Genomic DNA, 20198 nt, shown 5'->3' with positions numbered 1-20198 from the left:
ACATGAACAAATCAACAATGACAACGGCTCAAGCATTGGTGAAATTCCTGAACCAGCAATATGTGGAAGCAGACGGAGAACAATACCCATTCATCAGAGGAATCTTTACCATTTTTGGTCACGGTAATGTTGTTGGATTAGGGCAAGCACTGGAGCAAGATCCTGGTCACTTGACCGTTTACCAAGGATGTAATGAGCAAGGCATGGCCCATATCGCCACAGGTTTTGCTAAACAGAAAAAGCGCAAACAGATTTTTGCCGTAACGTCATCTGTTGGCCCCGGCTCCGCCAATATGGTAACCGCTGCGGCAACTGCCACAGCCAATCGCATTCCTCTGCTGTTATTACCCGGTGATCTCTTCGCCTGCCGTCAACCTGATCCCGTCTTACAACAGGTTGAACAGTTCCACGACTATACTATCAGCACCAATGACTGTTTCCGCCCTGTTTCTCGTTACTGGGATCGTATCTCCAGACCAGAACAGCTCATGAGCGCTATGATTAACGCGATGCGAGTTCTGACCGATCCCGCCGATACCGGCAACGTCACAATTTGCCTACCACAAGACGTTCAAGGCGAGATGTGGGATTTTCCTGACTATTTCTTCCAAAAACGAATTCACCGCATTGAACGCCGCCCCGCTTCTGTCGCCATGATTAACGATGCAGTGGCACTCATAAACCGCAAGAAACAACCTTTACTTATCTGCGGTGGCGGAGTGCGCTATTCAGAAGCTCATCATGCTTTTCGTCAGTTCGCAGAACACTTCAATATTCCTTTTGCTGAAACACAGGCAGGTAAAAGCGCCGTAATTGCCGACCATCCCCTTAATTGTGGTGGTTTAGGCACAACCGGCTGTCTTGCTGCCAACCTGATCGCCAAAGAGGCCGATTTGATTATTGGCGTTGGCACCCGGTTTACTGATTTCACCACTGCATCCAAATCGCTATTTCAGCATCCAGAAGTTGAATTTCTCACTATCAATGTAGCGGAATTTGACGCCTGCAAACTGGATGCAATACCCGTTGTATCAGACGCCCAAGCAGGGTTAAACGCTATTGCAGAACAACTTATTCAATTGAATTATCGCAGTGGTTATCAAGATGAGATTCATCAGGCACGGGAAACATGGAGAAAAGAGTTAAATCGTCTGTTCGAAATTGAGTATCAGGCAGATTTCACACCAGAAATCCCCGGCCATCTTGATGATAAATTGGCAGAGTACAGCCAGACATTACAAACCCGCCTGACACAAACCAGCGTATTGGGATTATTAGACAAATATCTTGAGCCCGAAGCGATTATTGTTGGTGCATCAGGTTCCCTCCCTGGCGATTTACAGCGATTATGGCAACCCAAACAACCGGATACCTATCATCTTGAGTATGGCTATTCCTGTATGGGCTATGAGATAGCCGCTGCTATTGGCGCTAAACTAGCCTGTCCCAACCAACCGGCTTATGCCATAGTCGGTGATGGCGCTTATATGATGCTGCATTCAGAGCTGCAAACCGCAGTACAGGAAAATATCAAGATTACCGTGTTGCTGTTTGATAACGCTGGATTTGGCTGTATCAATAATCTGCAAATGAGCCAAGGGATGGGCAGTTTCGGCACAGAAAATCGTTACCGTAACCCCGAAAGTGGCAACATGAATGGCAAACTGATTAAAGTTGACTTCGCCAAAAATGCAGAAAGCTACGGCTGCAAAAGTTACCGAGTCCACGATGAGCAACAACTGCTTTATGCGTTACAGGAAGCCCAAAAACAGACTGTACCGGTACTCATAGATATCAAAGTGCTGCCTAAAACGATGACGCATGATTATGAATCATGGTGGCGAATAGGCACAGCACAAGTAGCGGAAAACCCAGAGATAGAATCTGCCGCAAAGAAAATAAAGGAGATGGTTGCCACTAAAATACGCCAATATTAAAAAGCAATGGCCTGTAAGACAGCAGGCCACTTTTCTTTTTCTAATCATTTTTAATGCTATCTTTGAAATTCTTATTCCAAAAACAAATTACTTTTTTCCTTCTCTCAATCACTACGATTAAGCGTAGCGATTACTTAGTCTAATGCATATTATAATTTGTTTTTAAAAGACAAATGTTCCACTCCATCCAGTATCAATCTTACTTTACGTGATCTAATTAACATAAATTTAATATTGTCATCAACAAAATGCTACCCTGCGCTCAAAAACATAATTTCCAAATATTAACAAATTGAAATAAATGTTTTATTTGATATATTTTAAAGTATCTCATAAGCAGATACTTAGGTATCAAGGAGCATCCATGTTCAACATTGCATTATTTGGCGCCGGACGAATTGGACAAGTACACGCAGTGAATATCACTCATCATAAAGAAACTTGTCTTTATTCCGTTGTCGATCCCCATCAGAAAAGTGCTGAACTTTTAGTACAGAAATACCAAACAAAAAGACAAACTATTGAACAAGCAATGTCTGATCCTGAAATAGAAGGTGTTCTTATCGCCTCAGCAACAGATACTCATGCAGACCTGATTGAACTCGCAGCAAAACATCATAAAAAAATCTTCTGTGAAAAACCGGTTCATCTTGATATTGAACGTATTCGTCATTGCCTTGAAACCGTTAAACAATATCAGGTGCCCTTATTTGTTGGCTTTAACCGTCGTTATGATCCGCAATTCCGCCGAGTAAAAACCCTGTTTGATGCTGGCACGATAGGAAAAGCCGAATCTCTGCTGATTATTTCCCGCGATCCCTCGCCTCCTTCTGCTGAATATATCAAAGTTTCTGGCGGTATGTTCCGGGATATGACAATACACGACTTCGATATGGCACGTTTTATTATTGGTGAGGAACCCTGCTCGATCTACGCTCAAGGCAGTAATCTGGTTGATCCGGCAATTGGGCAAACGGGTGATATTGATACCGCCTTTATCGTTATGAAATTCCCATCAGGTGCAATGGCAACCATTACCAACAGCCGCCGTTCCGGGTATGGCTATGACCAACGGATTGAATTGCATGGTGAAAAAGGACTGCTTAGCGCCGGTAACATCAAAGAAAACAGTGTTGAAATCTGGGAAAACAGCGGTTGTTTAACCGCCAAGCCAGAACATTTCTTCCTGCAACGTTACCGGGAAGCTTACATTGCTGAATGGGATCATTTTGTCGATGTCATGGCTGGTCGCGCCACACCAGAATGCAGTGGCGCTGATGGCGAACAGGCACTTTATCTGGCCGATAAAGCTCTCGAATCCCTACATTCAGGTAAAGAAATCAGATTATAAAACAGCCCCATATCTCTAACTAACTGACTCACATTTATTTTCACCCTAAAAACGGGAAAGACTACTTTCCCGTCAGCATATTGCTGCCTGAAAATAGTCAATCAGGCTTGGAGGATAGTATGTTAGCTTTTCTCTCATTTATCGGTTTTACCCTATTAGTGGCTGGCTTTGCTTATTACAAAACCCATAATTCTCGTCTGACAGAATCTATTGAAGGCTATTTTCTTGGTGGACGATCTCTCACCGGTGTTTATATTGGCAGCTCTATGTTATTAATGAACCTGTCCACAGAACATTTAATCGGTTTGAATGGATTAGCATTCCGAACCGGATTTATCGTTATGGCTTGGGAAGTCATAGCCGCTGTGACCATCGTTCTATTCGCTATTTATTTCCTGCCCAAATATCTAAAACTCGGTATTTCAACCATCCCGGAATATCTTGAACGCCGATTTGACAAAAATACGCTGCTTATTACCTCAATTCTGTTCCTGGCTATGTATATCATTTCACTACTCCCCATTGTGCTGTATACCGGCGCGATTGCATTGGAAAGTCTATTCCAGGTTTCCAATGTATTCAGTATTGATAAAACGACGGCTCTATGGATTATGGTTTGGGGCGTTGGTGGATTAGGTGCTGTCTATGCCATCTTTGGTGGTATTAAAGCCATTGCCGCCGCGGACACTATTAACGGCATTGGCTTAATCGTTGGCGGGTTAATGGTCACCATTTTTGCCCTACTCTATGTCGGCAATGGCAATGCCTGGCAAGGATTAGTTGAAGTTTATCAATCTAATCCTGATAAATTTAATTCCATCGGCAGTGAAGATTCTCTGGTTCCTTTCTCTACGCTATTTACCGGCCTAATTGTTTCCAATATGTTTTTTTGGTGTACCAATCAATCCATTGTTCAGAAGGCCCTTGGTGCAAAAAATCTCGCCGAAGGACAAAAAGGCGTCATGTTGTGTGCTTTACTTAAACTCATCATGCCGTCTATTATTATTCTACCTGGCATTATTGCTTTCCATATTTTCAAAGGACAAATAGATAATCCAGATAATGCTTACCCAGAATTAGTACATTTAATTCTACCGGAAGTATTGGTTGGTTTCTTTGCCGCTGTGGTGGTCGGTGCCGTATTTTCCACATTCAGTGGAGGGCTTAACTCATCTGTGACACTGTTTATCGTCAATATCTACAAACAGCGGATCAACCAAAATGCCACCGAAACTCAAACTGTCACTATGAGTAAATATTTGGGGATCGGGTTAGCATTAATCACTATGATCGTCGCACCGTTAGTCGCTAATGCACCGGATGGTCTGTTCTATCTTATTCAACAATTACAGGGGATCTTTAACGCGCCAATTCTCAGCGTGGTATTAGTTGGTCTGATGACTAAACGAGTACCGCCTATTGCCGCTAAACTTGGCCTATTATTCGGTATGTCTGCCTATATTATCTGTAATTTTATTTTAAAAATTAACCTGCACTTTTTTCACCTGGTTGGCATTTTATTTGTTCTTAATGTTATTTTCATGTTGGCTATTGGCTACTTTTTTCCAGCTAAACCATTTGAAGATGTTTATACCGAACAGGTAAATATTACGCCGTGGTCTATGGTGAAACCGGTTGCATGGTTAATTACACTATGTTCAATCTCTGTATACGTATTTCTTGCACATAATGTTCCCAAAGTAATCATGATTATTTATTACCTGTCTGCTGTATTAATATTATCTTATGTACTCTATCAGGTAGGTAAAACGCTGTTTAAGAAAATTATGATAGATAGTATGCCAAAAAGACCAAATAAAAATAAATAACTGACTTTATTACTCCAACATTATTATCACAATAACTCACTGCCAGGATTTCCCTGCACCTCATATTCGAAAGAGGAAATCCTGGATATAGAAGATTATTCTTTTGCTAATGATAAAAACATTCCATATATACCAAATTACAAATGGAACAAAAATTCTAATATTCTGTTTTTTCTGTTCTTACCTCTGAATGGTACCTATCTCATTAGCAAATTAACCCTATATAACGCGACGTTACCTAAAAAACCCTTATCAGATCACAACTTGAAATTAATATTTTCATTTAAGTTGAAAATGAAACAAATGTTTCCTATAACAGATGTGCGACAACAACCAAGGCTAACTGGCAAGTACTAAAGAACTGACTGCAACAACAAACGACCTATCCGCTTCTATTCGGAGAAATAGCTATATGGAAGAGATTCGTATCGGCCTAATCGGTACTGGTTACATCGGACGCACCCATGCCATTGCTTACGCACAAGCACCGACTGTTTTCTCTCTGGCAGGCAAACTAGTTTGTGACATGGTAGCGGAAGTTTCTGCTGAACTCGCCGCAAAACGGTCTGAACAATTAGGTTTCCGGCGCTTTACTGACAATTGGCGCCAATTAGTATCAGATCCCGATATTCATGTTGTTGATATCTGTTCACCAAATTTTCTTCATAAAGAGATGGCTCTCGAAGCGATCAAACATGGCAAGCATGTTTATTGTGAAAAACCACTGGCACTAAACTCAACTGATGCAAAATTAATGGTCGAAGCCGCCAAAAAAGCCGGAGTGAAAACATTAGTCGGTTTTAACTATATGAAAAACCCTACCGCACAACTGGCTAAAGAGATCATTTCGAATGGTGAAATCGGTGAAGTCATTCACTTCTACGGTACTCATAACGAAGATTATATGGCTGATCCACTCATCCCTATTCACTGGCACTGCTTCAAAGATAAAGCTGGCTTAGGTGCATTAGGCGATCTTGCTGCTCATATCATCAATATGGCGCAGTACCTGGTTGGTGATATCCAAACTGTTTGCGCAGACATGGCCACTGTTATCAAACAACGCCCGGAAAAAACCGGCTCTAGCATTATGGTTGCGGTAGAAAACGAAGATCAAGCACATGCTATGGTGCGTTTCAACGGTGGAGCAATGGGTATTATTGAAACCTCCCGTATTGCCTGCGGCCGCAAAATGGGTTTGAGCTACACCATTACAGGAACAAAAGGTGCTTTGAGCTTTACACAAGAAAGAATGGCGGAATTAAAACTTTACCGCCACGATGAACCGGCAAACCGCCAAGGATTTAAAACTATTCTTATTGGACCAGAGCATCCTGACTATGCGCCATTCTGTCACGGTGCAGGTCACGGCATCGGCTTCAATGATCAAAAAACAGTGGAAATCAGAGATTTGATTAATGGCATCGCCAGCAATAAAGAGATATGGCCGGATTTCACCGAAGGCTGGAAAGTCTCACGTATTCTGGATGCTATTGCTCGTTCTTATCAAGAGCAACGTTGGGTGAATGTCACTGAAATTAATTAATTCTTCTTATCAACGCTCCACTGTCGGAGCTCAGCATAGCAACACTTGATGTTGTACTTAATAAGGAATTGTTCAATGGAGCAGCAAAAAAAATTTGATGTCATCTGCATGGGCCGAATCGCCGTTGACCTTTATGGCCAACAAATCGGAGCACGTCTGGAAGACATGGGAAGTTTTGCAAAATATCTTGGCGGTTCTTCCGGTAATGTCGCCTATGGTACCGCTCGTCAGGGGCTTAAATCCTCCATGCTAGCCAGAGTCGGTGATGAACACATGGGACGTTTCCTTCGGGAAGAGTTGCAAAGTGTTGGCTGTGATACCAGCCATCTAACCACGGATAAAGAACGCCTTACAGCACTGGTACTGCTAGGAATCAAAGATAAAACCACGTTCCCCCTGATCTTCTATCGTGATAACTGCGCCGATATGGCAATTACCCGTGATGATTTCACTGAAGAATACATTGCATCCGCTCGTTGTCTGGCTATCACCGGAACACATCTTTCTCATCCTAACACTCGCGATGCGGTGCTGACGGCCCTCAACTACGCCCGCCGTAACCGGGTGAGAACGGTCATGGACATTGATTATCGCCCGGTACTTTGGGGGTTAACTTCTCTGGGAGATGGTGAATCACGTTATATCGCATCGGAACAGGTAACAGCTCAGTTACAGGAAGTCTTATCACTATTTGACCTGATTGTTGGCACAGAAGAAGAGTTCCACATTGCCGGTGGTGCCACCGATACTATCGAAGCACTACGCAACATTCGTAAACTCACATCTGCTGCATTGGTTTGTAAACGGGGATCACTAGGATGCTCTGTTTTTACCGCTGAAATCCCTAATGATGTGAATGATAGCCTTACCATACAGGGCATTCGTGTCGATGTGCTTAACGTACTCGGTGCAGGAGATGCTTTTATGTCCGGCTTATTACGCGGCTATCTTAATAAAGAAGGTTGGGAAAAAGCCTGCACTTACGCTAATGCTTGTGGCGCATTAGTTGTTTCTCGTCATGGGTGCGCACCGGCAATGCCAGATAAAACAGAACTTGATAACTATCTATCACGCGCCAATCAAATACTACGCCCTGATTTGGATGAAACACTTAATCATCTCCACCGTATCAGCACCCGTAAAAACCAATGGGACGAACTGTACGTAATGGCATTTGATCATCGTATTCAATTTATTGAATTAGCCCGTCAAGCAAATGCCAGTATCAAGCGTATTTCATCATTAAAACAACTTCTATTGCGCGCCAGCCGGGAAGTTGCCACAGAAGCAGGATTACAAGGAAAAATAGGACTGTTATGTGACAGCACTTTTGGTCAAGATGTTTTAAACGAAATTACCGGTCAAGGTTGGTGGATAGGCCGCCCAATCGAACTACCAGGCTCTCGCCCGCTTTGTCTGGAACACGGCAACATCGGTTCTCAACTTATTGACTGGCCATTGGAACACATCGTCAAATGTCTGGTGTTTTTCCATCCAGAAGATGCTCACCCACTCCGCCTGGAGCAAGAGAAAAAAGTTCGGGAAATTTATGCCGCATGTTGTAAATCTGGTCACGAACTTTTACTGGAAGTGATTCTACCTGCGGAAATGAAACACTCAGATGAGTTCTATATTCGCGCACTTAGACGCTTTTATAACCTTGGAGTTAAACCGGATTGGTGGAAACTCCCACCACTCAGTTCTGAAAGTTGGGACCACATTAACTATCTAATCCAGCAGCGAGATCCCTATTGCCGTGGCGTCGTTATTCTTGGCCTCGATGCTCCACAAGAAGAGCTGGAAATGGGCTTTAATGCCGCAGCCGGCAAATCTATCGTCAAAGGTTTTGCTGTCGGAAGAACCCTATTTGGTCAACCATCCCTAAAATGGCTAAAAAATGAGATTGATGATAACCGTTTGATCCAGAAAATAAAAACCAACTATCACAACCTGATTAGCCTATGGCGTCAGCGCGGATAGCAACATAATAAAATTATTTTATTCAACAGGAGCACCATCATGGCTGTTCAACTTGGTATCAACCCTCTGACCTGGACTAATGATGACTTACCCACCCTTGGCGCAGATACATCACTGGAAACCTGCTTAACAGAAGGCCGCCAAGCAGGTTTTATCGGTTTTGAATTGGGCAACAAATTCCCTCGTCAGGCCAACGTATTGGGCCCAATTCTCGCTGCCCACGATCTCATGCTGGTATCTGGCTGGTATTCTGGCGAATTACTCACCCATTCAGTAGCGGAAGAGATTAAAGCGGTACAATCTCACCTAACTCTGCTGCGCGAATTGGGGGCGAATGTCATGGTATTTGCGGAAGTGACAAATTGCATTCACGGCAATCAAAACAAGCCAGTCCATCTTCGCCCTCAATTTCCAGCTAACCGCTGGCAAGAATACGGTGAAAAATTGACTGAATTTGCCCGTTACACCCAAGAACAAGGTGTTCAGATTGCTTACCACCACCATATGGGAACTGTGATCGAAACTGAGGAAGATATTGATCATCTGATGAAGAATACCGGTAATGAAGTTGGATTGTTGCTGGATACCGGCCATTTAACCTTTGCTGGCGCTGATCCACTGGCTATCGCAGAACGCTGGGCAAAACGTATCAACCATGTTCACTGTAAAGACATCCGTCCTGATGTACTCAACGATATAAAAAACCGTAAAACCAGTTTCCTTGATGCTGTGCTGAGTGGGGTATTCACGGTACCGGGAGATGGTTGTGTTGATTATCCCGCAATTTTCCAAGTGTTGAAAAAACAGAATTATAAAGGCTGGCTGGTGGTTGAAGCGGAACAAGATCCTGCGGTTGCTCATCCATTAACCTACGCAATGATGGGTTATAACAACTTACGTAAACTGGCTATTAACGCGGGGTTACTTTAATTAGCTACCGTTCGATTCATGTAAAAGCAATGCTGAGGTAGGTAACATGTCCAAATTATTATCAAAATATCATGCACCGGATCAGAACAAACGTACTCAACATATCACGCCAGAATCTGCCAACTGGAAGTATGTCCACTTTGATGTTTATGAGTTGGCTTCGGGTGAAAAAATCACCTTACCCGCATCAGAAAATGAGACCTGTCTGGTTTTAGTGGCAGGAAAAGCTACAGTGACTACGCCGCATCAGCGGTTTGAGCATATTGGCGATCGTATGGAACCATTTGAACGCAAAAAACCTTATGCTGTTTACATCACGGCGGGGGAATTTGTTGAAATTATTGCTGATACTGCTCTCGAACTCGCGGTATGCCAAGCACCGGGTAAAGGAAGCTACCCGACTCGACTGATTACGCCACAGGATATTGGTGCAGAACAACGTGGAAATGGCTACAACCGACGCCATGTTCACAACATCCTACCGGATAACAAACCTGCTGATAGCTTGTTAGTGGTTGAAGTCTTTACTAATGAAGGCTGTACCAGCTCCTACCCTAGCCATAAACACGATACCGACAATGCGCCACAGGAAACCTATTTGGAAGAAACCTATTACCATCGCTTGAACCCATCTCAAGGATTCTGCATGCAACGCGTCTATACCGATGACCGTTCACTGGATGAATCAATGGCTGTTTACAACAAAGATGTGGTAATGGTCCCCAAAGGCTATCATCCAGTAGCAACCATTGCCGGTTACGACAACTATTATCTCAACGTAATGGCCGGACCAACCCGCAAATGGCTATTTACCTGGGAAAAAGACCATCAATGGGTTAATAGTGAAACGTATGCTCAAAAGCATAAGAATTAATGCTCATCAGGCAGAAAATAGGCTTTTTATTTTAGCGCACTCAATCGAGTGCGCCGCTGCCTGTACGGCAGTGAACTCGTGATAATCAGGGATATCTTACATTTTACTTTTCTAAGCTGCCTGTACGGCAGTGAACGACTGATGCAGATAAAGCCGCTCTACTCGAATTTTCTAAGCTGCCTGTACGGCAGTGAACTTCCGAAGCCTGTTGATTATGAATTGAATCACTTTCTAAGCTGCCTGTACGGCAGTGAACGGGAGATCCATCCGATATCACCGAAGCGGTTTTTTCTAAGCTGCCTGTACGGCAGTGAACATTTACAGACATAGAGTCTATCGCGCGACTATTTTCTAAGCTGCCTGTACGGCAGTGAACGTAATGCTAATTTATCGATAGCGCGTGGTGAATTTCTAAGCTGCCTGTACGGCAGTGAACAACTACAGGGCATCAGACGGTCGAGCAGCTGATTTCTAAGCTGCCTGTACGGCAGTGAACGTATCGTTGAGTTTGTTGTCATTGCTATTCTTTTTCTAAGCTGCCTGTACGGCAGTGAACTTGGGCTTTGTTCACCGTAATAACCAGGCTATTTTCTAAGCTGCCTGTACGGCAGTGAACGATACAATTGGTTATTCTGTCCGCGAAAAAGATTTCTAAGCTGCCTGTACGGCAGTGAACCTTTTAATCTCATGTTATCCCTGGCTAGTAAATTTCTAAGCTGCCTGTACGGCAGTGAACGACGATTTACGTGTTTATTTTCTGTCTCATACTTTCTAAGCTGCCTGTACGGCAGTGAACATTCATTGTGACTGGTCACAACGGATCAAAGATTTCTAAGCTGCTTGTACGGCAGTGAACTCCGAAGCGGTCAAACGGAGGTTGCTGTTTTCATTTCTAAGCTGCCTGTACGGCAGTGAACAATTATCTCATATCATACGGGCCAGCCGGCAATTTCTAAGCTGCCTGTACGGCAGTGAACATGGCGGGTTCTGTCTTGTGATAATCGCCCCTTTTCTAAGCTGCCTGTACGGCAGTGAACGCTACGCTTGTATTCCGATATTGATGGCGTAGTTTCTAAGCTGCCTGTACGGCAGTGAACTCCCTGATTTGCCACCATCTCATAAATATCGCTTTCTAAGCTGCCTGTACGGCAGTGAACTTCGCTACTGGCTTTTTATGGAACCTTTTTAATTTCTAAGCTGCCTGTACGGCAGTGAACTATTGCCCCGGCCCGTCCCATGTTTGGCGTGTTTTCTAAGCTGCCTGTACGGCAGTGAACAACTAACTCCATCCTTGCGAGCTAATCGCCGTTTTCTAAGCTGCCTGTACGGCAGTGAACGTAGTAGCTATTATGATTTTTCGCCAATCAATTTTCTAAGCTGCCTGTACGGCAGTGAACGAATTGACTCTCGCAAAGGGCTGGGAAATACTTTTCTAAGCTGCCTGTACGGCAGTGAACATGGTGTGAATTATCTCTGGCCCGATGACGATTTTCTAAGCTGCCTGTACGGCAGTGAACAAATTTCCACGGCAATAAAGCTGAATTTGCGCTTTCTAAGCTGCCTGTACGGCAGTGAACTGTGGCCCACAGTGCATTCGTGATTTTATTGCTTTCTAAGCTGCCTGTACGGCAGTGAACAATGTCGCTAATGCGTTAGCGGCCAGTGCGTTTCTAAGCTGCCTGTACGGCAGTGAACTCGTTTTTCCCACGATACTGGCTTATCCAGCATTTCTAAGCTGCCTGTACGGCAGTGAACTATTTCTCGCTGTCAGTACTTCGGTTGATTGCTTTCTAAGCTGCCTGTACGGCAGTGAACATAGCCGGGGTGTTGATATGGGCCGCGTGTGTTTTCTAAGCTGCCTGTACGGCAGTGAACGGTACACGCCCCCCGGTTATTTTACGTGCAACTTTCTAAGCTGCCTGTACGGCAGTGAACATCCGATGTTCCGTGTTTAGCGATATCCTTGATTTCTAAGCTGCCTGTACGGCAGTGAACATCATGAGTTATTCGGAGGCATTGGTATCGTTTTTCTAAGCTGCCTGTACGGCAGTGAACTGATCCCCGCGACGAAGCAAAAAGCCTGTATTTTTCTAAGCTGCCTGTACGGCAGTGAACTTAAAATCCAGAGTAACTTTCGAAAGATTGGGTTTCTAAGCTGCCTGTACGGCAGTGAACATAGCGCTCAATCTTGTGCCCTCTCTGACCAATTTCTAAGCTGCCTGTACGGCAGTGAACATGGAATAAATTACATAGCAAATCCCGCATATTTTCTAAGCTGCCTGTACGGCAGTGAACAGGTAGATCTTTGAATTCAGAAATAGTCCAGCTTTCTAAGCTGCCTGTACGGCAGTGAACGGTGCGGGTGCTGCGGTTTATATGCTGATTCATTTCTAAGCTGCCTGTACGGCAGTGAACGTTACGAAGGATAACACGTGCACTGCCGTACATTTCTAAGCTGCCTGTACGGCAGTGAACGATATCGAAGCAAAAGTGCTCTGGTTGCAACTTTCTAAGCTGCCTGTACGGCAGTGAACGCCAGTATGCCGCTAATCGGACTGGTTGCTTCTTTCTAAGCTGCCTGTACGGCAGTGAACGATATCCAGCGTTCCAATGTTTGGGCGGGAATTTTCTAAGCTGCCTGTACGGCAGTGAACAATGACGCGATTCTGTCACGGCCTTTTTTTGTTTTTCTAAGCTGCCTGTACGGCAGTGAACTGTTAGATACTAACTTTAATTTACTGATTATTAAAGAACATAATGACAAAAAGCAGAAAAACCCTTTTTATAAGCATTATATAATATCATATAAAAATCAATAAGTTAAAATCAACCACAAAAAAAGGGTCAAAATAGGGTCAAAATAGGGTCAAAATAGGGTCACATATCTGGTTAATACAACGATACCCAATGTTTCGGTAAACCAACTAAATATCTTAAAACTGAGCGACTTACTCTCTTTCCGATTACATATAGTTATATAAAATAGCGGGTAATTTTTTAATAAAATTAAGAACATTGATCCCTTTTTCATGACCAATTCTATTTTAAGAGAAATGCAAATGATTTCACTACCCATCTATCATGTTGATGCATTTACAGATCGCCAATTTTCTGGCAACCCCGCCGCTGTTGTTATATTAGATAACTGGCTTCCAGATGAAGCGCTATTATCAATTGCTACAGAAGTAAACCTCTCTGAAACTGCTTTTTTAGTCGGTAACCACCTACGTTGGTTTACACCCAAAGTTGAAGTAGATTTGTGTGGGCACGCAACATTAGCAACCGCGTTCGTAATGATTGAACATCTATCCGTTACTGATAACCCCATCGTATTCCAGACTCGTTCCGGCGATATTACCGTTTATCATGACAACGGTACTTATACACTTGATTTACCCAAAGCGACTTACAAAAAAGAGTCATCTCTGCAAGAAAATATCGAAAATGCACTAGGCCAGAAAATATCCGAGCTTCTTGTTTCTGACAATCGCTATATTTGTTTACTCGAAACCGCAGAACAGGTTCTAAATACAAAACCTAATTTTGACAAAATAGCTACTCTGCCTTTACCGGGAGTTGCCATAACAGCACTTGGTGAACAACAAATTGACTTTGTTTCCCGATATTTTGCCCCCACTAAAGGCGTGCCAGAAGATCCAGTAACCGGATCATCACATTGTGTATTAGCCCCATTTTGGAGTAACCGTTTAAATAAACAGAGATTGTATGCACGTCAATTGTCAAAACGCGGTGGAGACATTGTGTGTGAATTACACGGAGATCGAGTACATTTATTAGGAAAAGCCAAATTATTTTCCTACGGGCATATCGTCCTCAATACCTCAATTATTTCCTAAGATAAGAACCTCAACACGCATTATTGATATTAAGGTTATATTGAGAGAAGAAAAAGAGTTCTGCCATTAAAGCAAAACTCTTTTCTTCTGGCTGCCTATGCGGCAGAAAACAGTTGAATATTATCTGTAATCTATTAATTATTAAAGAACAAAAAGGAGAAAAACTCTTTTTATAAGTAGAGTTTAATCTCCTAGATAAATCAATAGGTTATCATTAATCGCTAAAAAAGGGTCAAAACCAAGGTACGGTAGCTGATGCACTTAATCCATAAGCGCTAAAAACACCTGATGCTGGTTCTTCCTCTATTGGCCCTTGTTCAACAAATAACGGAAAGCTTTGCCTTGATGACAAGCTCTTAAGATTCAGAAACGGTAAATTGGTACGTTGCTCTTTGCTAATAGGAATACGCTGCCGGGCTTGTTCTTCCGTTAACCATCCTTTTTTAATCGAACGACGGCGAATCTTATCAACATTGCTTTTTACCTGCACTCGGCTCACACGACGATATCGAGTATCTTGAGGTACCAGCTGGATATCAGTCATTTCAGTGTAGTCCCGGAGCCCTTTTAACCAAGATAACGACTGCAAATCATTCAATGCTTCGTTTGCACCGTGAATCCTCAGCGTGTCCCCCAATGTTTTTCTCGCACCCGGAAAACTGACCCCAATACGCCCGTTACCTACTTGTCCTAACGCCCGATGCAGCTTAGCAAATAATGCCTCCATCAGACTTTGTTGGCTAAATTCAGGATCAGGAAGGACGCGGATTTCAAAGTAATAATCCATTGTGTCCCCTTATTCACCTTTTTCACCAAAAACGCCACCACGAATCAGAATCGCCATAACATAGTGCTGTTGCTCTACTTCTGGCACTTTTCCTTTGATAACCCAGTTATCTAATAAAGTATAAAAATCCATTTTTACTTTAGGTTGACGATAAGCTTTACCGCGACTGGTTACAGAGCCATAGGGTTCAACCGCGATTGGGCCAAGACCCAACTCCGTAGCATCTGGATACCACGTGTCAATAGTTCGGAGTGCATTACCCACTTTTTGCGAATGCAATGCAGCGATCTCATTAACCTGATACAACACTTTGCTTTTTTTACTGTTACTATCGAGAACTAACTCTTGAGAGGGGAAGACTTCCTGACCATGACCTAAACGAACAAAAGCCTCAACGTTGAAGAATGTTGATCTATCGCTTGCCAATCCTTCCTCAATTTCGGCGGCAAGTTCAGCTAAGTTACCGTCTACCTTACCAAATTCACGTAAGCTGAAATCTTCACAATCAAACTCCCACCATTTGCCACTCTTACCACTTACGCGAACCTTAATTTCTTCTGCTCCAACTCGGTTACGCCACAAAAACCGTCCATTAGCCAGATTTTCTGCATAACGTGCAGCGAGCATTTTGAAACCATGTTCAGCGATATAACCGTTGATCACGTTTGCCAGTTCAGCCTGATAATCCTGATCATTACATACTGATGGAGTTGAAAGATTACCTAACACCCGTAATGTAAAACTGACTTTTAGGGTATCAACATCAAAAGGCAATGCAGCAACATCAACACGTTGCAGGTTTGCTTTTTGAATCTCGGCATCCAACTTAGCAGGATCACTAGTTAATGCATTTTTCAAGCGGTTAGAGATCGTCCCCCGGACAGCTTTTTCCTGAATAGCAATGGGTTGCCATTCACCGTCAATTTGTTTCCAATTTCCAGCAAACATAACAGCATCAGAATTAGAAAGTTTACGCTCAAATGCCAATACAGAAGCCGTTTTAATAGTTGATTTAGACATGTAGATATCCTTCTTTAAATTAATCAGTCGATTATTCTTACTTTCTTATTGGGTTTGGATTGACGAGCAACAGTCTGCTGATTACAACACCTGTAGACCCCCTCTTGGTAGTCATAACACCAGAGTAACTGGCGAATATCGTCAATACGATGCGGGCTTTTCCATTCACCTACTCCGTAGATTGCTTCAACAAAACAAAATGGAGTATTAGGATCACGGGTTTTATCTACTTTCCCGCCGGGATATAGCGGCGATATTGCCTGATAACCTGTCATCAGAGGAACTAAATATCCAAAACCGGGTTTAGGAATATATTCCCAATATGCAGGATCACCAATTTCAGGTTGCTTATCATCCTGAACAGGAATAGCTCGCATTTTGATAGTAGAAAAATCAAGCCAGGCATCAAGCATCTCTGCTTGAGGATTATCCTGTTTTAATTCTTCGTAGTGTTTAGCTAGCAATTCAGTGCGATCTAATAAGGCAAAACCCGGCAATAAACGACGCATTAACTTACGGGTTTCCTGCTCTTGTTGTGGAAAAGCAATAACATGGACTTTAGCAATTTCAGTAATAGTACCACCCGCTAGTCTCTGAGTTGGACATATTTCTAGTAAATATTGTTCCAATTCGTTAGCCTCTGCATCACCAGCAATTTCACCAGAACATTCTATTAATAAAGAAACCGTCATATGCATACGACCTTCTTCATTAAAAGAATCGGTATTTGCCTCTTTAGTTAATGGATTACGAGTTAAAGCAAAGACTTTATCCCTAATCGGATCAGACTGATAAGCATGCAGTTGGTGGTTATGGCAAATAACGCCACAATTTTCTAATCTTAAATTATGACTCTGCTGTAACTTACGTGAAAGTGCATGAGTAAAGCCAAGAAAATGAGTAATTGCCGGAAAACCATAGGTTAAACCTGCAATTGCATTTGCGTTTTCTACTTTAATATGGCGCAAAACAATCAAATAACTCATAACGATACCTCTGGCAATTCATCCCCAAATTCACGTAACCGTTTTTTAAATACAGAAGCCCATTCATGACGTTCAGCCAACCCAACTTCTAACCGTTCATGGCGCAATTCGTTGTTCAACCAGAGACCAAAATCGTCGGCAATTTCTTTTTTCCAGTCTCCACTTTCACGTTCAAATTTGAATATTTCATCTTGTTGACAACGATAGGGATCAAGCCAAAGCTGCTGAGAACGTTTTAAACCACAATTCGCACTCCAGCCTTTAAATTCAGCCTGATTCTGTACGCTAGCAACATAATTAAATAAAATATCGATAATTTCATCAACATATGCCTGACGATTCCGTCGGATTTCTTCCGTACTTTTCTGTACCCGAAATAGATATTGTCGCATCAATCTGACAGTACGATAAGATAACCGAACAAACTGACTACGCTGTTCAAAAATGGACCTGTACCGTTCCGGAAGCTTGATATTACTTTGCCAGTCAGGAGCGGAACAAGATAAAAGCCAAGCTCGTCCACCTCGTACGCTATTAAGGTAAGAAATATTTTGCGGCTTAGTTCCACCTATATTCTGTACAGCTGTATTGGGATAAATTGCTCTAGTTTCAGGATGCCAACGTTCTTCTTTCTTTGCCTTATTAATTTCTTTCGATGATTCACCAAAACGGGCTTCAACGATACGCTGATGCATAGCATGAGCCAGAGATGACGAAAATAGTGGACTTAACAAATGATACTCATCACATTTACCATTTACCGGGAAATAAAGTTGCTTTGCTAGTTTATGAGAGGAAAGCGTTTCATCTGACAAAGCTTGACGGAATCCATTCACCCAACGTTCAAGTTGCTGATCATTTTCCACCAATTCAGCTAATGCTGAATAATCTCCGCGATTTAGGCACTCCACTAGTGAATCTCCCTGATATTCAGTTTGTAACAATTTTGCGACATCAAGAGCAGCCGCATTACCAACTGAATCGATTACAGGTTTATATAAAGTCGCCGTAGAAAGATATTTAGTATTTCCAGCTGTATTTGATGATGTTGCAAAAATGCTACTACCTCTAGCATCACTATGAGTAAATTTCAGAGCATGTGTTACCAGACTGATTTGTTTTGCCCGATTTGCAGCATCATCTAACCAATTTCTAATTTCATAGCGCTCTTCCAATTCGTTACGTTGTTTATCTAACTCTTGTTTAACTAGCGTAATATCTTCCACAGAGGTTAGTTTTGCTAGTTTCTTTTCAGCCTCTTTATCAAAAGCCTCTAGCTTTGGTTGTTTACGGCTTTCGATATAATCGATAATGAATCGACTTAACCCATTTTCATTCATAACCTCTTATTTCACCTTATCTTATCAATATTGGTCATCAGAATGCGCTATCTCCCTAAAAACAGAAAGATAGCACCATGTTTATTCCAATCACTCTACTGGTTAGCAGGACTTTGGCTGATAGTGACAGATACCGTGATTACTTTTTGACCTTGAACAATACCTGACTCCTGATGAAAGTCAGTTACTGAAGGCAAATATATAAGTAACATGATAACCATACTCAGCAAATTTCCTGCTTTTCCTTGCTTCCTATTCGGATTTCTTTTCATAGCTGTTTTCCTAAAATGAATAGCTTACAACTACACCTTATACTACACCAGAAAAACAGTCAACCCATGTATCTTTATTCTTTAGTATAAATAAAACATATAGCATTTAATTTTTTAATTGCTTATCGTATAGATACTACTGTGCAAGTAGCTTAGAAACATGTTTCTTTAGTCTTAAGTAGAAACCAACTGCCGTACAGGCAGCGGCGCACTCAACTAGGTGCGCCAAATACCCATAAAAACGGGTGATAACACCGCACTTCTCCATCATCTTTTTTTCCTGAGGCAAATCTCACCAAAACGTTGGCTGATATCTTTTAGTTCCATCTCATGGGTATCAGCCAGATTCTGGTAAATTGTCTCAGTATCAAGTTCAATCCAAACACTTAGTGTCTCGCTAAATTTAGCGCGAAAACATGACTTGGTACATCACCACCGACCAATAAATACTCCAGCCCTGCATTCATCACCCTAGCTAGGATATTTTAATTTATTCTGTCCATTCCCTTTACCAAGATTTTCCCTCTGTATATTTCACAACAAAATACCTAAAGCTCACCATATCCTCACCCAAAATTATCGCTGTGGTAATGAGAAATAGGGTATCAATCAAGTCATGGCATTAAACTTTTTTCTTCTGTCAATTCAAGATGAATATATCCATGAAACATCTCATCATCAATGACATATTCATTAGATAGCTTATCTCTTTAAACGTTCAATTTATTTAAAAAAATCTCCCTCCTTAAATTCTTCTACTTCCGTACGGATAACAGGCAAATACATTTAGTGTTTTCCATCTCTAATCTCAATTCAAAAAAATCAGCCACATCAAATCACTTCTCGCTCAGCTAGGTGGTTCAACGGTACCATACGTTTGTGCAACACACCGAACACTACTAATTGCTGCTCATGCACTACGTAATAAATGACATGGCTGACATAGGGAAAACTCAAAATATCCGGTCCAATATCAGACTTAGACTTGCCTAGGAAAGGAGTATCGGCAAGCAGGCGAATGGTTTTTCGTAGTTCCAACAGATATTTTTTTGATTGAGCTGTTCCCCATTGTTTCATGGTAAATCGGCGGATTTCGATCAGATCTCTTTGGGCATCCGGTGTTAAACGATAGAGGATCGGCATTAGTCGTATTTACCTGCCTCTAGTTCATCAAAAAATGATTCACCATCAACTAGGTTACCTTCTTCAATATCAGCTTTGGCTTGGATTGCTCTGGATTTCAAAAGCTGAATCTTAAGCGCTTCAATGTTTTCATATTCATCCATTGATAGAACAACAGCAACCGGCTTGCCATTCTTGTTAATCTGGATTGGAGCACGCTGCGCTTTTAACAACATATCACCAAAGTGAGTTTTAGCTTCATTGGCAGAAAGTGCATACATGTTTGTAACCTCGCAAATATCGTTCGATTAGTTTAGTGTAATCGAATCGAACGATAATCACCACGATCATTACCTAAAAACACCGC

At 42.3% G+C, this 20198-nt stretch carries 16 protein-coding genes and 1 CRISPR repeat array; of the genes, 8 read left to right on the top strand and 8 right to left on the bottom strand.

The window, feature by feature from the left end; all coding sequences use genetic code 11:
• Nucleotides 1–2 precede the first annotated feature (2 nt).
• From iolD to KZ793_RS04840, 8 genes are all read left to right on the top strand, one after another.
• Nucleotides 3–1937: a 3D-(3,5/4)-trihydroxycyclohexane-1,2-dione acylhydrolase (decyclizing) gene (iolD, locus tag KZ793_RS04875; protein ID WP_225814008.1), complete on the top strand. Its 1935-nt coding sequence runs from the start codon at nucleotides 3–5 to the stop codon at nucleotides 1935–1937.
• A 364-nt stretch (nucleotides 1938–2301) separates the two neighbouring features.
• Nucleotides 2302–3288, top strand: a complete 987-nt coding sequence (gene iolG, locus KZ793_RS04870) for an inositol 2-dehydrogenase (protein ID WP_225814006.1) — start codon at nucleotides 2302–2304, stop codon at nucleotides 3286–3288.
• A gap of 119 nt (nucleotides 3289–3407) precedes the next feature.
• Nucleotides 3408–5117 (top strand): solute:sodium symporter family transporter, encoded by a 1710-nt coding sequence (locus KZ793_RS04865; protein ID WP_225814005.1) that lies wholly within the window; start codon nucleotides 3408–3410, stop codon nucleotides 5115–5117.
• Nucleotides 5118–5529: 412 nt separating this feature from the next.
• Complete coding sequence (locus KZ793_RS04860; protein WP_225814004.1) at nucleotides 5530–6663, top strand: Gfo/Idh/MocA family protein; 1134 nt, start codon at nucleotides 5530–5532, stop codon at nucleotides 6661–6663.
• A 75-nt stretch (nucleotides 6664–6738) separates the two neighbouring features.
• Entirely contained in the window at nucleotides 6739–8643 is a 1905-nt protein-coding gene (locus KZ793_RS04855) for a bifunctional 5-dehydro-2-deoxygluconokinase/5-dehydro-2-deoxyphosphogluconate aldolase (protein ID WP_225814003.1), read from the top strand.
• A 39-nt stretch (nucleotides 8644–8682) separates the two neighbouring features.
• The gene (gene iolE / locus KZ793_RS04850; protein WP_225814002.1) at nucleotides 8683–9573 is read left to right on the top strand and encodes a myo-inosose-2 dehydratase; all 891 of its coding nucleotides are present in this window, start codon (nucleotides 8683–8685) and stop codon (nucleotides 9571–9573) included.
• 46 nt (nucleotides 9574–9619) lie between these two features.
• Nucleotides 9620–10447, top strand: coding sequence for a 5-deoxy-glucuronate isomerase (gene iolB / locus KZ793_RS04845; RefSeq protein WP_225814001.1), 828 nt, complete (start codon nucleotides 9620–9622; stop codon nucleotides 10445–10447).
• A gap of 48 nt (nucleotides 10448–10495) precedes the next feature.
• A CRISPR array of direct repeats spans nucleotides 10496–13162; the repeat unit is 28 nt; unit sequence TTTCTAAGCTGCCTGTACGGCAGTGAAC.
• 344 nt (nucleotides 13163–13506) lie between these two features.
• Complete coding sequence (locus KZ793_RS04840; protein ID WP_225813999.1) at nucleotides 13507–14304, top strand: PhzF family phenazine biosynthesis protein; 798 nt, start codon at nucleotides 13507–13509, stop codon at nucleotides 14302–14304.
• 232 nt (nucleotides 14305–14536) lie between these two features.
• Here the strand turns inward: KZ793_RS04840 and cas6f are convergent, their stop codons facing one another.
• The 8 genes from cas6f to KZ793_RS04805 all read right to left on the bottom strand — a co-directional run bounded on the left by cas6f (nucleotide 14537) and on the right by KZ793_RS04805 (nucleotide 20112).
• The gene (cas6f, locus tag KZ793_RS04835; protein ID WP_225813998.1) at nucleotides 14537–15091 is read right to left on the bottom strand and encodes a type I-F CRISPR-associated endoribonuclease Cas6/Csy4; all 555 of its coding nucleotides are present in this window, start codon (nucleotides 15089–15091) and stop codon (nucleotides 14537–14539) included.
• 9 nt (nucleotides 15092–15100) lie between these two features.
• A complete protein-coding gene (csy3, locus tag KZ793_RS04830; RefSeq protein WP_225813997.1) occupies nucleotides 15101–16111 on the bottom strand; it encodes a type I-F CRISPR-associated protein Csy3 in 1011 nt (336 codons plus the stop codon).
• Between the two features lie 23 nt (nucleotides 16112–16134).
• Nucleotides 16135–17097 carry a type I-F CRISPR-associated protein Csy2 gene (gene csy2, locus KZ793_RS04825; protein WP_225813996.1) on the bottom strand — a complete coding sequence of 321 codons (963 nt, stop codon included), beginning with the start codon at nucleotides 17095–17097 and terminating at the stop codon, nucleotides 16135–16137.
• A complete protein-coding gene (csy1, locus tag KZ793_RS04820; protein ID WP_225813995.1) occupies nucleotides 17094–18437 on the bottom strand; it encodes a type I-F CRISPR-associated protein Csy1 in 1344 nt (447 codons plus the stop codon). Before csy1 ends, csy2 begins: the two co-directional genes overlap by 4 nt.
• Nucleotides 18438–18532: 95 nt before the next feature.
• Nucleotides 18533–18709: a hypothetical protein gene (locus KZ793_RS04815; protein WP_225813993.1), complete on the bottom strand. Its 177-nt coding sequence runs from the start codon at nucleotides 18707–18709 to the stop codon at nucleotides 18533–18535.
• 136 nt (nucleotides 18710–18845) lie between these two features.
• Nucleotides 18846–18980: a hypothetical protein gene (locus KZ793_RS22505; RefSeq protein WP_255619158.1), complete on the bottom strand. Its 135-nt coding sequence runs from the start codon at nucleotides 18978–18980 to the stop codon at nucleotides 18846–18848.
• Nucleotides 18981–19540: 560 nt separating this feature from the next.
• Nucleotides 19541–19852 carry a type II toxin-antitoxin system RelE/ParE family toxin gene (locus KZ793_RS04810; RefSeq protein ID WP_225813991.1) on the bottom strand — a complete coding sequence of 104 codons (312 nt, stop codon included), beginning with the start codon at nucleotides 19850–19852 and terminating at the stop codon, nucleotides 19541–19543.
• Nucleotides 19852–20112: a type II toxin-antitoxin system Phd/YefM family antitoxin gene (locus tag KZ793_RS04805; protein ID WP_225813989.1), complete on the bottom strand. Its 261-nt coding sequence runs from the start codon at nucleotides 20110–20112 to the stop codon at nucleotides 19852–19854. Before KZ793_RS04805 ends, KZ793_RS04810 begins: the two co-directional genes overlap by 1 nt.
• Between the last annotated feature and the right edge of the window lie 86 nt (nucleotides 20113–20198).

Source organism: Photorhabdus antumapuensis (assembly GCF_020387775.1).
In the GTDB taxonomy this organism is placed as follows: Bacteria; Pseudomonadota; Gammaproteobacteria; order Enterobacterales; family Enterobacteriaceae; genus Photorhabdus; species Photorhabdus antumapuensis.
Note: the sequence above shows the minus strand (reverse complement) of the source record. Positions and strands in the feature narration are given on the sequence as shown.